Genomic DNA, 16,271 nt, shown 5'->3' with positions numbered 1-16,271 from the left:
TTCCTTCCCAGACATGTGCGATCTCTAGGCGCAGACGGCCATCCTGTCCATGGCTCATGAGGCTGCACAAAAAATAGGCGGTTGATCGCCATGTGACGCGCAAACAGGCCTGAGAGAATTGAGAAAACCTGGACGGTGCAGTAGCAAAGGTAAACGCACAATGATTAGGCATCAGGCATGGCCGCAGGCCCCCTCGACATGACAGCCCCCGTGATGCTGGCCCCTATGGCCGGAATCACCGACCTGCCGTTCCGGTCGCTTGTGGCCCGGTTCGGCGCAGGTATGGTCGTGTCCGAGATGGTGGCCAGCCACGATATGCTGAACGCCCGGCCCGGCAGCCGGGAAAAGGCGGAACTGGGCCTAGGCGCGCAGGGTACCGCCGTCCAGCTGGCCGGGCGGGAGGCCGCGCCGATGGCCGAGGCGGCGAAGATGGTCGCAGGACAGGGCGCGCGCGTCATCGACATCAATATGGGCTGCCCTGCCAAAAAGGTTGTAAATGGATATTCGGGTTCGGCGCTGATGCGCGACCCCGACCACGCGCTGACATTGATCGAAGCGGTCGTGAAAGCCGTTGACATCCCGGTGACGCTCAAAACCCGGCTCGGTTGGGATGATGCGTTGATGAACGCCCCGGATATTGCCGCGCGGGCCGAGGCGGCAGGCATCCGGCAGATTGTCATTCACGGGCGTACGCGCTGCCAGTTTTACAAGGGACAGGCCGACTGGGCCGCGATCCGCTCTGTCGTGGACGCGGTTGATATTCCGGTGATCGCAAATGGCGACATCGTGGATACGGCGACGGCGCGCGAGGCGCTTGAACAGTCGGGGGCGCATGGCGTGATGATCGGTCGTGGCGCGCAGGGCAAGCCGTGGCTCTTGGCGCAGGTGGCGCACGCGCTCTACGGCACGCCTGCACCGGATGTGCCGCGTGGCAGCGCCTTTGCCGACATGGTGGTGGAACATTACGAGGCGATGCTTGGGTTTTATGGCGACCTGCTGGGCCTGCGCGTCGCGCGCAAGCATTTAGGCTGGTTCATGGACACGGCGGGCACACCGGCCGATCTGCGTCGCGCCGTTCTGACCGCCAAGACGCCCAAGGCCACGATGGACCTGTTGCCGCGCGCCTTGTGTCCGCACACTGGAATGGCGGCAGCATGACGGGGGCAGGGGATCTCTGGGCCTCGTTGCCGGTGCCGGTGATCATCATCGGGCCGCAGGATGACATCGTTGACATCAATTCGGCGGCCGAAGGGTTCTTCAACTCTTCGGTCAAGACGATGAAGGGGTTGCCGCTCTGGGACGAGCTGGCGGTTGATGCCCCGCTCGAAGACAACCTTGCGCGCGCACGCAAGAATGGCACGCCGCTTTTCGTCAATGACGTGGATGTGGGCCATGGGCGCCGGGCGCCGCTACAATGCGCGCTGCAGATCGCGCCGCTGATCGGGGCACCCGATCACATGGTCCTGATGATCTCGCCGCGTGAGTTGTCCGGCCGCATGACCCAGAACCATTCCGTCAAATCCGCCGCCAAGTCCGCCATCGGCATGGCCGAGATGCTGGCGCACGAGATCAAGAATCCGCTTGCGGGCATCACTGGGGCGGCACAGCTTTTGTCCATGAACCTCAAACCCGAGGATCTGGAGCTGACCGACCTGATCGTCGAAGAGGGGCGGCGCATCGTCAAATTGCTCGAACAGGTCGAACAGTTCGGCAACCTGTCGCCGCCGGATCTCAAGGCGGTGAACATCCATGACGTGCTGGACCGCGCCCGCCGCTCCGCGCTCTTGGGCTTTGGCGCGCAAATGCGGATCGTCGAGGATTACGATCCGTCTCTGCCTCTCGCCTACGGCGATCCCGACAAGCTGCTGCAGGTTGTGCTGAACCTGCTCAAGAACGCCTCAGAGGCGGCAGGCGATGCGGGCGGCACCATCCGTCTGCACAGCTTTTTCGAACATTCCTTCCGCCTGCGCCGCGCTGATGGGTCCGGCCAGTCACTGCCCCTGCAGATCGAGATCATAGACGATGGTCCGGGCCTGCCCGAGGCCATCGCCGCCGACATCTTCGACCCGTTCGTGTCGGGAAAAGAAAACGGCACGGGCCTTGGCCTCGCGCTGGTTTCCAAGATCATCTCGGACCATGGCGGCTGGATTTCCGTCACTTCCGTCCCAGGCAAAACCGTGTTTCGCCTGTCACTGCCCCGCGCGCCGAAGGCTGCGCAGCTTCATTCCGAACAACCAGAGGACTAGCACATGGATGGCACCGTTCTTGTTGCCGATGACGACCGCACGATCCGCACCGTTCTGACCCAGGCGCTCACGCGCGCGGGCTGCAAGGTGCACGCGACCTCCAGCCTCACGACGCTCATGCGCTGGGTGGGCGAGGGCAAGGGCGACGTGGTGATCTCGGACGTGATGATGCCCGACGGCAATGGGCTCGAGATGCTGCCCAAGATCTCCGAAGACCGCCCCGGGCTGCCTGTGATCGTCATCAGCGCCCAGAACACCATCATGACAGCAATCCAGGCGGCAGAGGCCGAGGCCTACGACTACCTGCCCAAGCCCTTCGATCTGCCCGACCTGATGAAGCGGACCGCGAAGGCGCTCGAACAAAAGGCCCATGCGCCCGCACGCGAAGAGGAAACCGACCGCCCGGACGAGCTGCCGCTGGTGGGCCGCACCGCGATCATGCAGGCGCTCTACCGCGTTGTCGCCCGGGTGATGAACACCGACCTGCCGGTCCTGATCTGGGGCGAAAGCGGGACTGGCAAATCCCTCATCGCCCGTGCGATCCACGACTTCTCCGACCGCCGGACGCTCCCGTTTGTCACGGTCACCGCGTCCGAACTCCAAGACCTCGAAGGGCCCGCGCGGGTGCTGGCGCGGGTCAAGGGCGGCACGCTGCTGATTGACGAAATTGGCGACATCCCCGAGGAAATCCAGGCCCGCATCGTCCGCATGATGGACACGCCGGGTGAATACGTCCCGCGCTTCCTCGCCACCTCGCAAACCGACCTGACAGCCGCGATGGAGGCGGGGCAGGTGCGCAAGGATCTCTACTACCGATTGTCTGGGGCCACGCTCAACGTGCCCGCCTTGCGCGAACGGGTCGACGACATTCCGCTTCTGGCCGAACACTTCCTGATACGCGGTGAAAAGACGGGCCAACCCCGCCGCGCCCTGTCCGAAGCAGCGGCGGAAATTTTCCGCACCTATTCCTGGCCCGGCAACGTCCGACAGTTGGAAAATGCCGTGCGCCGACTTGGGCTCACCAGCCGAGCGGTCGAAATCTCCGCTTCCGAGGTCGAGCAGGTTCTGGGCAGCCAGCCCGAACTGGAACCGATCCGCAGCGCGGGCGACACCGAAAAACTGGGCGCCTCCGTCGCCCGTCATCTCAAGCGCTATTTCGACCTGCACGGCAATATGCTGCCGCCACCGGGTCTCTACCAGCGGATCCTGCGCGAGGTTGAAGCGCCGCTGATCGAAATCGCTCTCGACGCCACTGGCGGAAATCAGGCCAAATGTGCGGACCTCTTGGGCATCAATCGCAATACTTTGCGCAAGAAAATTACAGATCTGGATATTGAGGTGACACGCCGTCGCAAATTGATGTAATACTGCCACACAACCCGTGGCATCTGGGCCGCATTGGTGGCGATGATCACGGGATATGGCGGTAAGGCACTATTGGTGCCACATCATCGAGGGCGCACGAAGTGGCATCCGAAACACGCACCACCTGGTGGTTGACACTGGGTCGATTGCGAAGACGCAGGCGCGTGCGCAATTTTGCGACGCTGGGGCTGGTCCTATTGGGCCCGGTGCTGGCGCTGGCAACTTTCCTTGTATTGGGCTCGGTTGATCAGGGTGCAAACGCGTTGTCGCTGCGGCTCGTTCTGCTGGCCGACCTTGTTTATGTGCTTTTGGTGGGCGCGCTTGTCCTATCGCAGATCGCGCGGCTGATCGCAGCGCGACGGGCCAAATCCGCGGGCTCACGCCTGCACCTGCGGCTCACCGGCGTCTTTGCGCTTCTGGCCCTGCTTCCAACCGTGACCGTCGCGGTCTTTGCCGGTCTCACGGTCAATATCGGGCTTGAGGGCTGGTTCTCTGAGCGGGTCAGCCGCGTGGTGGGCGCGTCGCTCGCCGCTGCCGAAGCCTACGAATCCGAACAGCGCGAAGATCTGATGACGGACGCCCGCGCGCTCGCGCGCTATATCGACACGGTGCGCGGCGCACAGATCGTCAGCGACCGCGAAGTGCTCACCGACGGGCAATTGCAAGTGCAGCGCGGCCTGCGCGAAGCCTACCTGATCGACGGCACCGGCGACATACGGGCGCGCGGCGACCGTTCCTACCTCTTTGATTTTGAACAACCTTCTGAGGATGAGATCAGACAATCCAGGGATGCGGGCGGCCTCGTGATCCAGGATTGGGACAACAACGAATTCCGCGCGCTGGTGCCGTTGGCCAGCTACGTGGACCGTTTCGTCTATGTCAGCCGCGATGTGGATGGCGAAATCCTGTCGCTGCTCGATGAAACCAAGGAAACCGTGCGGCTCTATCAGCAGCTGGAAAGTGAACGGGGCACGGTGCTGTTCCAGTTTGGCCTGCTGTACCTTGGCTTCGCCGTGATCCTGATCCTTGCCGCGATCTGGCTGGGCCTTTGGTTTGCCGAACGCCTGTCCGGCCCGGTCGGGCGGCTAACAGGCGCAGCACAGCGCGTGGGTGCCGGAGACCTCGACGTGCAGGTGCGCGAGGAGGAGGGCGACGACGAGATTGCCATGCTCGGCCGCTACTTCAATCAGATGACCAAGCAACTCAAGGGCCAGCGCCAGACCCTGTTGGCGAACACCGAACAGATCGAACGCCGGCGGCGGCTGTTCGATTCCGTGCTCAGTTCTGTCACGTCTGGCGTGGTGGGTGTGGACCCCAAGGGCCGTGTCACCTTCGTCAACCGCTCCGGCGCGCGCCTCCTGCATTGGCAAGAGGGGCGGGAGGACGTGCCGCTCGCCGTCGCGGTGCCGGAATTCGCGGCCCTCTTCGCCCTGCTTAGGGCAGGGCCGCAAGAGGTCGCCACCGGCGAGGTTAAGGTGACGCGCGATGGTCGCTTGGAAAACCTGCTGGTCCGTATGGCGACACGTCGCAGCGTCGAAGGCGCGCTTGAAGGCTACGTGATCGCCTTTGACGACGTGACAGACCTTGTGTCGGCGCAGCGGATGGCCGCCTGGGGTGACGTGGCCCGCCGCATCGCGCACGAGATCAAGAATCCGCTGACCCCCATCCAGCTGAGTGCGGAGCGGATCAAGCGCAAGTTCAGCCCGAAGCTGGGTGAAGAGAGCGATAGCCTCGAACAGATGACCGACGTGATCGTGCGTCAGACCGGCGACTTGCGCCGCATCGTCGATGAGTTTTCGAAATTCGCGCGCATGCCCGAACCCGAACGCAAGAGCGAGGACCTGACCCAGATCGTGCAGGACGCGGTTGTGTTGCAGCAATCCGGTCAACCCGATGTGCAGATCGTTGCGGACCTTCCGGACATGGCCATCCATGCCGAGGTGGACGCCACCATGATTTCCCAGGCTCTCACAAATCTAGTGAAGAATGGCGGAGAAGCTATTGAAACATTGCGACAAAAAGGTGTTCCAGATGGACATGCGCCGCGCATAGAGGTGCGGATGGAGACCAACCCGATAGGCGCTGTGATCACGATTTCGGACAACGGCATCGGCCTGCCCGAAGACCGCGCGCGCCTGTTCGAACCCTACGTGACCACCCGCGATGAGGGCACAGGGCTTGGCCTGCCCATCGTCAAGAAGATTATCGAAGAACACGGGGGCACTCTGACCCTCGAAGACGCGGCCCCCTTTGCGGGCCAGACCCACAGCGGCGCCATGGCGGTCATCACCTTGCCCGTCCTGGCCCAGGCACCAGCAGTTGAGAAAGAGGAAGCGGTATGAGCGATATCTTGATCGTGGACGATGAGCGCGACATCCGGGAGTTGATCTCGGACATTCTTGAGGACGAAGGTTATGCGACCCGGCTCGCGGGCAATTCAGACGATGCGATGGCAGCCATCAACACGGCTGAACCGGCGCTGATCATCCTCGACATCTGGCTCAAGGACAGCCGTATGGACGGGATCGACATCCTCAAGGCGGTCAAGCGCGACAATCCGGGCGTGCCGGTCGTGATCATCTCGGGTCATGGCAACATTGAGATTGCAGTCGCTGCGATCAAGCAAGGCGCCTACGACTTCATCGAAAAACCGTTTAATATCGACCAGTTGCTTGTGGTCATTCGCCGCGCGATGGAAACCTCTCGCCTGCGCCGCGAGAACCAGAGCCTGCGCCGCCCCGAAGTGGCCGAGGCCAAGATGATCGGCGCCTCTGCCAGCTTCCGCGCGCTGATCTCGCAGCTCGATAAGGTGACAAAGTCCAACGGCCGCGTGATGCTGACCGGCCCCGCAGGCTGCGGCAAGGAAGTGGCGGCGCGCTACATCCACGCCAACTCCAACCGCTCGGATGCGCCTTTTGTGACCGTCAATTGCGCCGGTGTTGCGCCCGAGAATATGGAAGAGGTGCTGTTCGGCAAGGAAACCGCCGACCGCGGAGTTGAGCCTGGTCTTCTGGAGCAGGCACATGGCGGTGTGATCTATTTCGACGAGGTTGCGGACATGCCCATAGGCACGCAGTCGAAAATCCTTCGGGTGCTGGTTGATCAGCAATTTCAGCGGGTTGGAGGCACAGACAAGGTCCGCGTCGATCTGCGGGTTATTTCCTCGACCAACCGCAATCTGGAAGAAGCCATCGCTGCCGAAACCTTCCGCCAGGAACTCTATCACCGCCTCAACGTGGTTCCGATCGCAGTGCCCAGCCTGGAAGACCGCCGCGAAGACATTCCCGTGTTGGCATCGCATTTCATCGAAGAGTGCAACGCCGCGCAGGGCTTGCCCAAGCGACAGTTGACAGAGGACGCGTCCGCGCTGATGCAAACGATGGTCTGGCCGGGCAACGTCCGTCAGTTGAAGAACATGGTCGAACGGGTTTTGATCCTGGGAGACGGGACTGGGCCGATTGACGCAAAGGAATTGCCGGGCTCCGAAGAGCCCGCGGGCGAGGAGGGGCGTGTTGTTCTTTCCGGTGCGCTCGCGACGTTGCCGCTGCGCGAGGCGCGGGAGGCGTTTGAGCGGGAGTATCTGCTGACGCAGATCAACCGCTTTGGCGGCAACATCAGCCGGACCGCGAATTTTGTGGGGATGGAACGGTCGGCGTTGCACCGCAAGCTGAAGTCGCTGGGGGTTGTGACGTCTTCCAAGTCGGGGGCGCGGGTGGCGCATCTGGATGAGGAAGAGGCGCAGGCGAGCTGAACGGAAACAAGCGCAGAAAGCCGTCATAGGTGAGGGGAAAACGCGCCGTTTTTCCTTGTGTTTTCAGCGTCGAAAAACATAGGTCTGAGATCTGTCCCCGCGGGGACAGAATTGGAAAATCAAATGAAATCAGAAACTTGTCGTTTTCAAAGGTTAAAATGCGTTAACCTTTGCGCACCTCAAGCTGTGCCAGCACGTCGAGCCCCTGCATGTTCAGAAAGTGCAGCATGTCGATGAAAACCCAGTTCTCGGCCAGCTTGTCGCCGTCGCGGCGGTAGATGTCGACCACGCGCAGGTCGGCCTTGCGACCCGACGGTGGCAGACCGAGATAGGGGCCGGTGCACTCCATCGTCAGGTTGGGCCAGCCAAAGAAGCCGCCATAAGTCCCCTCGGCCATGCGGCAGATGTGGCCGTTGAACGTCCGTGCGCCCAGTTGGGTGCGGAAGGGGCGTTGGTGCTGTTCGATGTAGCGGTCGATGGTGTAGGTCGCGCCGATGCCCGTTGGCCCCCACCACAGCATGTCGTCGTGCCAGTGTTGGCGCAATTCGTCGCGCGGGTCGGGCGGTGTGTCGGTCGCGTTCACGGTCGAGATCATGCCGATCATCGCGTTGATCAGGTCAAGCGTCGCGGCGCTCTGTGCCGGATCTTGCGCATCTGACAGCACGCCATCCTGCGTCATCGGACCGGGCTGCACCAGTTGTGCACCCGTCATACCTGGCAGCGGGTACTGACCGGCCTGCGCCATGAGGTGCAAGAGGTCGCAGAAGAACGCCTGTTCGATGATGCGCCCCTCGGACACGCGGCTGAACTCGGCGAAGCGCAGCATGACGATCTTGCCCGTGGGCTGGATGCCCAGAAACGGCGCGTCAAAGAGCGCGAGGATATGACCCATCGCGCAGACCCACGTGCCGGGCGCGCCATCAAGGCTGTTGTCCCCGGCAAAGAGCACGTCCACCCGCCGCTGCGGGCTGCGCAGCGCCGCTGTCAAAGGGGTCCAGAACCGATCTGCCACGGCGGCGATGCCGCGTTGATCGTGCCAGGGGTGCATTCCACGCCAATGCACGTCCGGCTCCATATGCAGGGCAAGGGCCTTGCGCATATCGCCGCCGCGTGCGGCGTCGGCGATGGCGGCGTGATGGGCCAGCACGATGCTTTTGGCGTCTTGCAGGCGGGTGGCGTCTTCTGACAGAGGGGCTGCGTCGGCCGCGTGTGGTTTGGTTGTGTGGGGCATCGGGGTCTCTTTAACGGGCCAGGGCGGCCTTGGGGCCTTGCTTATCCTTGGGTGACAATGCGGAACCGGCCATCGCCGGTGCGAATGGCGCAGCTGCGCCCGGTAAGGCGGGGCAGGGTGGTGGAGGGGCCGGGTGGTGCGGCCTGTGCGATGCCTTGGGGACAGGCGGGAATTTCAACAGGACGGTAACCAAGATCGCCCATGCATTGCCCTTTGACCCTGCTGCGCAGGCTAGCGTTGACATCAACGGTATAGACTTCACCCGGCACCCAGTATCCGCCGCGGGTGAAGCATTCTCCGTGTGCATTGCAGACACGGCGCGGCACGTAGCGTGGTGCGCCTTGGCGCACCTGATTGGCCACCGGTGCATCACGCAACGCCTGCACATCGCAATTGGTGTCATCGCGTTCGAACTGCGCAAAGCTGACCCCCTCGGCATAATATGTCGAGAGCGGCAGGCAACCTGCCAGAGCGACTGGCAGGGCAAGGGTCAACAAAGCGCGCATCGCCGTGACAGTGCCGCAGGTTTGGGGCTTTGGCAATCGGGGTTTGGGCTGTGTGGACACGCGCGGACGCGGAACAGAGTGATGTGAGCGAAGGTTTGCGCAGGCGGCTGTGTCTCGTCCGCGCCGAGGCTCTGCAATGATGCGCCCCGCACCAGGCTCTGCTATGCGATCCTATGGCCGCGCTTATGTCCCATTCCGTTGTGTTGCCTTCTGGTCGCGCAACCTATCTTGAGGCTGGCTCAGAACACCGGGACACTGTCTTGCTGTTGCATGGCGGCGGCCTTGACTGTGCACATTTGTCCTGGCGCCTTTTGCTGCCTGAACTTGCGGTGCACTATCGTGTCATCGCGCCCAACTGGCCAGGTTATGGCGGTACAGACCCTTTCGATGGACCGTACCAAATTGGCGATCTTGGCCGATGGCTGATGACGTTTCTGGATCATCTGGAGGTCCAACAGGCGTGCATGATCGGTGTCTCAATGGGCGGCGGCGCCGCCATCTGGTCGGCGATCCACCGATCGGAGCGGGTGACGGCCCTTCTACCCGTTGCCACCTTCGGTGTTGCGGAGCGGGCACCGTACCACAGACTGACATATCTGTTGACCAAACTTCCCCTGAACGCGGTGTCTTATGTCTTGCTCAGACGCTCTCCAAGATTGCTTCGACGCTCGGTCGAGGCCCTATTTGCCCGACCGGATCGGGTGACACCAGAGCTGATCGCGGAAGTCGCAGAGGTTTTGAAAGCCGCGGGAAACGGGGCAGCGTTTACGAATTTCCAGCGCGGCGAAACCGGGGCGACGCGACTGAGGTCCGTTTTTTCAGATCGTCTTGCGGATGTTGTGCAGCCCACGTTGTTCATTCACGGGGCGCAGGATCAGCTTGTTCCGCTTGAGGCCGTCAAACGCGCAGCAGACCGCGTGACATCGGCCCGTCTGGAGGTCATGGATGCAGGGCATTGGCCGATGCGGGAACGGCCAGAGCAGTTCAACGAACTGGTGATGGCTTTTCTGCGCGATATACAGCAGCCATCGTGACCCCCGTATCCAACCTTGAACACTGGCGATTGCCCTTTGCTCAGCCAATCCCGGATCCCACGTGAACCTGACGCCGGGCCAAGCGTTGACCGCTCCTCCGCCGTCTGTCATGCAAAGGGGCCGAGTGTGCCGCGATGCGGCGCGTCATCACGGGGACATGGATGAAGGTCATCATCTGCGGGGCAGGCCAGGTGGGCTGGCAGATTGCCCGCCACCTTTCGGGCGAGCGCAACGACGTGACGGTGGTCGACAATGACCCCGATCTGGTGCGGCGTGCGACCGATACCTTGGATGTTCAAGGGGTTGCGGGTTTTGCCAGTTATCCCGACGTGTTGGACCGTGCAGGTGCACGTGATGCCGATATGGTCATTGCAGCCACTTATTCGGACGAAGTGAATATGGTCACCTGCCAGGTGGCCCATTCCGTTTTTGGCGTGAACCGCAAGATTGCGCGGCTGCGCAGCCAGTCCTATCTGACTGCGATTTATTCCGACCTCTACCGCCGCGATCACATGCCCATCGACGTCGTGATCTCGCCCGAGAAGGAGGTGGCGGAGGCCGCCTTGCAGCGGCTTAGTGCCCCTGCGTCCTTTGACACCGAGATGTTCATGGACGGACAGGCGCAGCTTTTGGGCATTTCGCTGGATGCGGATTGCCCGGTGCTCAATACCCCGCTGCGGCAGTTGACCGATCTGTTTTCCACGTTGCGGGTGGTTGTGGTCGGTGTGCGGCGCGAGGGGACGCTGTTTGCGCCCGAAGCGTCGGACCAGCTGTTTGAGGGCGACGATGCCTATGTCTTTGCCCATGTGGACGACGTGCCCCGCACAATGGAGGTCTTTGGCAAGACCATGCGCAAGCAGGAGCGTGTGGTGTTGGTGGGCGGCGGCAATGTTGGCCTGACCGTGGCCCGCGCGCTGGAGCAGCGGACCAACCGTGTGCGCGCCAAGGTGATTGAGCGCAATCGCCGCTGCGCGGAACTGGCGGCCGAGGGGCTGGAGCGGACCATCGTGCTGAACGGGGACGGTCTGGATGTGAACCTGCTGGCCGAGGCGGGGGTGAGCCGCGCCGACGCGATGCTGGCCGTGACCGACGACGACAAGACCAATATGCTGGCGGCTGTGCGCGCCAAGTCCGAGGGCTGCCCTTATGCTATCGCCCTGATCAACGACCCGACGCTGGTGCCGATGATGGGGCCGTTGGGCATTGATGCTTATATTAACCCGCGGGCGACCACTGTGTCCTCGATCCTGCGTCATATTCGCCATGGGCGCGTGCGGTCCGTCTATTCCATCGGGGATGCGGATGCCGAGGTGATCGAGGCCGAGGTGCTGTCAACCTCGCCCCTGGCGGGCAAGATCATCAACGAGATCGACTTTCCCGAAGGTGTTCTGGTGGGTGCGGTGCGCAAGGGCGAGGAAGTCATTCGGCCCGTGGGCAAGACCCGCATCGATGAGGGCGATGTCGTTGCCATCTTTGCCCTTGCCACCGACGTGCCCGAGGTGGAGCGCCTGATGCAGGTGTCCATCGACTTTTTCTGATGGGGGATCGGGCGCATCCTCGCCAGCCGTTCTGGGTGTCTGTTCTGCAGTTGCCGCTGTTTTTGCTGCTGGTCGGTGTGTTTTCGGCGGCGATGCTGGTGCCTGCGGTCTATGGCGGTGTGGTGCGCGACCTGGATGCGGCACGCGCGTTTCTTTATGCCGGGCTGCTGGGCGTTGTGGTCTTTGCGCTGATCGGGTTGGCCCATGCGGGGCGTGATCCGGGCCACGGCACCCTTGGCCCGCTTCTATCTCTCTTCAGCGCCTTTACCATTCTGCCCGCGATCCTTGCCGTGCCATTCCATGAAGGGTTGGGCACGACCAGTTTTCTGAACGCCTATGTCGAGATGGTGAGCGCGATCACCACCACCGGCGCCACGATGTTTGACGATCCGTCTCGCCTGAATGGCACCTTGCATCTGTGGCGGTCCATCGTGGGCTGGCTGGGCGGCTTGCTGATGTGGATTGCAGCGTCGGCCATCCTCGCACCGCTGAACCTTGGTGGGTTCGAGGTGACAGCACGGGCCGAGCCCGGCCGCAGTGCGAGCCGCGACATCGGCATGTCCGCGGCAGAGGTACGGATGCGGGTCCTGAAAGTTTCGTCGGTGCTGGTCCCAATCTACACGGGCCTGACCCTGCTTTTGTGGGTGCTGCTCACCGTGGGGGGCGATGTTGGGCTGGTGGCGCTGTGCCATGCGATGGCGATCCTAGCGACCTCTGGCATTTCACCGGTGGGCGGGCTGACTGCCGAAGGATCCGGCATCGCGGGCGAGGCGGTGATGCTGCTGTTCATGCTGTTCGCGCTGTCGCGCCTGACCTTTTCCACGGACACAACCACCGCGGAATCCGGCGGGCTGTGGCAGGATCCGGAGTTCCGGATTGGTGCGCTGGTGGTGCTGGCCGTGCCTGTCTTTCTGTTTCTGCGCCATTTCCTGGGCGCTTTCGACGTCGAGGCCGAGCGGGATCTGCAAAGCGCGGGCCGCGCGCTTTGGGGAAGTGCGTTTACGGTCATGTCATTTCTGACAACCACCGGTTTTGCGTCCGCCAATTGGGTGGATGCGCAGGCATGGTCGGGGTTGCAGACACCGGGCCTGCTGCTGATGGGGCTGGCGCTGATCGGGGGCGGGGTGGCGACGACTGCCGGGGGCGTGAAGCTGCTGCGCGTTTTCGCGCTTTATCGCAATGGCGTGCGCGAGATGGAGCGGCTGGTGCATCCGTCGTCTGTCAGCAGTGCGGGGCCGCGAGCACGCAGGCTGCAGAAGGATGGCGCCTTTATCGCGTGGATCTTTTTCATGCTCTTTGCGCTCAGCCTTGCTCTGATCACCATTCTGCTGACGCTGACCGGTCTGACCTTTGACACTGCTCTGGTGCTGGCCGTCTCTGGTCTGTCCACGACGGGACCGCTGTTGGAGGTGGCCAAGGAGGTGCCGATCTCGCTGACCGAGTTGAACACGGGCGCCAAGGCCATTTTCACGGCCGCCATGGTACTTGGTCGGCTGGAGACGCTGGCCATCATCGCCCTTTTCACACCGGATTTGTGGCGCGGGTAAGCGGGGCTTTGCGGTAGGTCCGTAACGGACTGTTTTTTGGGGTGGAATCTTTCTAAACCCCACGACATACTCCGCCCGGAGGGACGGTCTGATCCGCAGGCCTAAGCAAGAAAAAAAGGGTTAACCGACATGGCTTCGGACCGACAGAATTTACAAGATGCATTCCTGAATCACGTGCGCAAGACCAAGGTGCCCGTGACGATTTTCCTGATCAATGGCGTGAAATTGCAGGGGGTTATCACGTGGTTTGACAACTTCTGCGTCCTTCTGCGCCGTGATGGTCAAAGCCAACTCGTCTATAAACACGCCATTTCGACCATCATGCCGAGCCAGCCGATCAGCCTGTATGAGGGCGAAGACGCCTCTTGATGGGTGAGATGCCGGAGTTCACCCGCGCCTGGGTGCTCCATCCTGATATCAAATCCGACCCGGACCGGCGCGAAGCAAGCTTTGCGCTGGCCGAAGCTGTGTCATTGGCCCATGCCTTGCCCGAGTTGGAGGTCGTGGGCAGTGAGATCGTGCCATTGCCGCGCCCGCAGGCAGGGCTGCTGTTTGGGTCGGGCAAGATTGAAGAGTTGGCAGAACGTTTGCACGATGCCGAGGTTGAGCTGGTTCTGATCGACGGACCCGTCACGCCTGTGCAGCAGCGCAACCTGGAAAAAGCCTGGAAGGTCAAATTGCTGGACCGGACGGGGTTGATCCTTGAAATCTTTTCCGACCGTGCGGCCACACGCGAGGGTGTGTTGCAGGTCGAGATGGCAGCACTCAGCTATCAGCGGACGCGGCTGGTGCGCGCCTGGACCCACCTGGAACGTCAGCGTGGTGGTCTGGGTTTTGTCGGTGGTCCCGGTGAGACACAGATCGAGGCGGACCGGCGCGCCATCGACACGCAGCTTGTGCGCCTGCGTCGGCAGTTGGACAAGGTGGTCAAGACACGGACGTTGCACCGCGCGGCACGGGCCAAGGTGCCGTATCCCATCGTGGCGCTTGTGGGCTACACCAACGCGGGCAAGTCGACGCTGTTCAACCGGCTGACCGGTGCCGATGTGATGGCCAAGGACATGCTCTTTGCCACGCTGGACCCGACCATGCGCCGGGTGGAGTTGGAAAACGGGCCTGAGATCATCCTGTCGGACACGGTCGGTTTCATCTCGGCCCTGCCGACGGAACTGGTGGCGGCGTTCCGGGCGACCCTGGAAGAGGTGCTGGCCGCTGACGTCATCCTGCATGTCCGCGACATTTCGCACCCCGAGACGGAGGCGCAGGCCGAGGACGTCCGCACCATCCTGAGCGATCTGGGCGTGGGCGAGGGCCGCGAGATGGTCGAGGTCTGGAACAAGATTGACCTGCTGCCCGAAGAGGAGGCCGATGCGGCCCGCGCGCGGGCGGAGCGGGATGAAGGCGTGTTTGCCATGTCGGCCATCACGGGCGAGGGGATTGACGCGCTGCTGGCCGATGTGGCCGCGACCTTGCAAGGTAGCGTGAGCGAGGAGACGCTGCTGTTGCCCTATGCCGAGGGCCGCAAGCGGGCGTGGTTGTTCGAACAGGACGTGGTGCAGGCCGAGCGGCAGGGCGAGGACGGCTTCGAGTTCGATGTGCGCTGGACGGCGATCCAGAAGGCGCGGTTCGACGGTCTTTAGTTGTCGGGCGGCACGCAAGGGTCCGGCTTGAAGCGTCGGTCCAGCGAAAACAGGCTGACGCGGCGCAGGTTCCCCTCGTACACGCACAGGTCTATCGCGGAGAGGTCCGCCAGACCGTCCGGGGGTGCATCGGCCCACGCCCAGGCGCTTGAGAGGTCCGTGTTCGATACATCAACATCCGTGAGATCTGCGGCTGTGAGCTGGGTGTCAAACAGGCCTGCCTGGTCCAGACGTGCGCCGCGCAACCGGGCACCGGAGAGATCTGTGTTCGACAGATTTGCGCTCTCGAGGTTGACCTCTTCCATCATGGCCTGATTGAGCGAGGCTTTGGTCAGGTTGGCGTGGCTCAGGTTGGTGCGGTCAAGACGGGCGTTGAACAGCACGGCGTCTTCCAGGTCAGCCCCGATCAGGTTCGAGGATGTGAAATTCGCGTTGCCCAGGATCGAGTTGCGGAAATCTGCCTGGAACAGGTTGGCAGACACCAGGTCTCCGGCGCTGAGGTCCGCGCCCTGGACCTGGGCGGAGGAAAAATCGAACCCTTGAAGACTGACACTGCCGGCCACCAGTGCCTGCAGCACCTGACCCCGTTCCGGGCTGAGCGTAGGAAAGTCGAATTGCCCGCGCAGGGGCGCGTCGAAGTTGATCGCGCCGCCCTTGGATTGTGCCAGGATGTAGGGCGTGTTGCGGACCAGAAAACCCGATATCTCGGCACGCAGGGCTTCGGGCAGCACAAGGTTGCTGCGCGCGCCGAGCGGCGCGTTTTCGTTGGCGACCACCCAACAGGGGGCTTCGGCCGAGTCCAGACAGTTCGGGTATTCGGTGTCCGCATCGGTGATTGATCGGATGTCTGTCAGCAGTTGCGTGAGATCCTCGGACAGTGCCGCGCGGCGCGCACTTTCAAGAAGCAGGCTTTGGGTGATGTTGGCGTCGGTCTGGAGCGTGATGCGCTGGTTCTGGATGTCGAACTTCTGGTTCTGTTCGTACAGCAGGAACAGCGTCGCCGCGCCCACGAGCCCGCCCACAACAGTGACCGTCGCGTTGAAGGAAAACTGCACCGCTTCGCGCCGGGCGAGCCAGAGGCCCAGGTTGACCAAAGCCGCGTGCCTCCGATCCTCGGGCGTCGGGTTTTTGGTGCCGTTCGGTGTGGTGAAATGGTCGACAAGGCTGGTGATAATCTCGGTTTCGGTCAAGGTGTCCTTTGCGTCGAGTGTCTTGCGCACCCAGCGCTGCACCAGCCTGTAGCCCGTCCATATTGCGATCAGGGTGATGCACAGCCCGGCCAGCGCGATGCCTTCGTTCTGCAGGGCAGCGCTGAGGCCGAAGCCAAGCGCGGCGCAAAACAGGCATGACAGGATCAGGGGCAGGCGTTTCATGGTTTATGGCTTTGGGTGCAATACCCACAGCCTAGGCGGG

The 16,271-nt window shown here is 62.5% G+C and carries 13 protein-coding genes; 10 read left to right on the top strand and 3 right to left on the bottom strand.

Annotated elements, in window-relative coordinates; translation table 11 throughout:
* The first annotated feature begins 177 nt into the window (after window positions 1-177).
* From dusB to FD715_RS03895, 5 genes are all read left to right on the top strand, one after another.
* Window positions 178-1,158 (top strand): tRNA dihydrouridine synthase DusB, encoded by a 981-nt coding sequence (dusB, locus tag FD715_RS03915; protein ID WP_147105558.1) that lies wholly within the window; start codon window positions 178-180, stop codon window positions 1,156-1,158.
* Entirely contained in the window at window positions 1,155-2,246 is a 1,092-nt protein-coding gene (locus tag FD715_RS03910) for a nitrogen regulation protein NR(II) (protein WP_147105555.1), read from the top strand. Before dusB ends, FD715_RS03910 begins: the two co-directional genes overlap by 4 nt.
* 3 nt (window positions 2,247-2,249) lie before the next feature.
* Window positions 2,250-3,611 (top strand): response regulator, encoded by a 1,362-nt coding sequence (locus tag FD715_RS03905; RefSeq protein ID WP_147105552.1) that lies wholly within the window; start codon window positions 2,250-2,252, stop codon window positions 3,609-3,611.
* Window positions 3,612-3,742: 131 nt separating this feature from the next.
* Window positions 3,743-5,953 carry a PAS domain-containing sensor histidine kinase gene (locus FD715_RS03900; protein WP_147106686.1) on the top strand — a complete coding sequence of 737 codons (2,211 nt, stop codon included), beginning with the start codon at window positions 3,743-3,745 and terminating at the stop codon, window positions 5,951-5,953.
* Complete coding sequence (locus FD715_RS03895; protein WP_147105549.1) at window positions 5,950-7,362, top strand: sigma-54 dependent transcriptional regulator; 1,413 nt, start codon at window positions 5,950-5,952, stop codon at window positions 7,360-7,362. Before FD715_RS03900 ends, FD715_RS03895 begins: the two co-directional genes overlap by 4 nt.
* A 163-nt stretch (window positions 7,363-7,525) precedes the next feature.
* Here the strand turns inward: FD715_RS03895 and FD715_RS03890 are convergent, their stop codons facing one another.
* Window positions 7,526-8,593, bottom strand: a complete 1,068-nt coding sequence (locus tag FD715_RS03890) for an ester cyclase (protein WP_147105546.1) — start codon at window positions 8,591-8,593, stop codon at window positions 7,526-7,528.
* Window positions 8,594-8,634: 41 nt separating this feature from the next.
* The gene (locus FD715_RS03885; RefSeq protein ID WP_147105543.1) at window positions 8,635-9,099 is read right to left on the bottom strand and encodes a hypothetical protein; all 465 of its coding nucleotides are present in this window, start codon (window positions 9,097-9,099) and stop codon (window positions 8,635-8,637) included.
* Window positions 9,100-9,272: 173 nt separating this feature from the next.
* Between FD715_RS03885 and FD715_RS03880 the strand changes: the two genes are divergently transcribed.
* The 5 genes from FD715_RS03880 (at window position 9,273) to hflX (ending at window position 14,858) form a co-directional block, all read left to right on the top strand.
* The gene (locus FD715_RS03880) at window positions 9,273-10,133 is read left to right on the top strand and encodes an alpha/beta fold hydrolase (protein WP_147105540.1); all 861 of its coding nucleotides are present in this window, start codon (window positions 9,273-9,275) and stop codon (window positions 10,131-10,133) included.
* Window positions 10,134-10,294: 161 nt separating this feature from the next.
* Window positions 10,295-11,671 (top strand): Trk system potassium transporter TrkA, encoded by a 1,377-nt coding sequence (trkA, locus tag FD715_RS03875; protein WP_147105537.1) that lies wholly within the window; start codon window positions 10,295-10,297, stop codon window positions 11,669-11,671.
* Window positions 11,671-13,218 (top strand): TrkH family potassium uptake protein, encoded by a 1,548-nt coding sequence (locus FD715_RS03870; protein WP_147105534.1) that lies wholly within the window; start codon window positions 11,671-11,673, stop codon window positions 13,216-13,218. The genes trkA and FD715_RS03870 overlap by 1 nt, the downstream gene beginning before the upstream one ends.
* 129 nt (window positions 13,219-13,347) lie before the next feature.
* A complete protein-coding gene (hfq, locus tag FD715_RS03865; RefSeq protein ID WP_007119530.1) occupies window positions 13,348-13,587 on the top strand; it encodes an RNA chaperone Hfq in 240 nt (79 codons plus the stop codon).
* Window positions 13,587-14,858 (top strand): GTPase HflX, encoded by a 1,272-nt coding sequence (gene hflX / locus FD715_RS03860; protein WP_147105531.1) that lies wholly within the window; start codon window positions 13,587-13,589, stop codon window positions 14,856-14,858. Before hfq ends, hflX begins: the two co-directional genes overlap by 1 nt.
* Here hflX and FD715_RS03855 read toward each other — a convergent pair.
* Entirely contained in the window at window positions 14,855-16,231 is a 1,377-nt protein-coding gene (locus tag FD715_RS03855) for a pentapeptide repeat-containing protein (RefSeq protein WP_147105528.1), read from the bottom strand. The genes hflX and FD715_RS03855 overlap by 4 nt on opposite strands.
* Window positions 16,232-16,271: the final 40 nt, after the last annotated feature.

Origin of the sequence: Tateyamaria sp. syn59 (assembly GCF_007995245.1) — a bacterium.
In the GTDB taxonomy this organism is placed as follows: Bacteria; Pseudomonadota; Alphaproteobacteria; order Rhodobacterales; family Rhodobacteraceae; genus Tateyamaria.
Note: the sequence above shows the minus strand (reverse complement) of the source record. Positions and strands in the feature narration are given on the sequence as shown.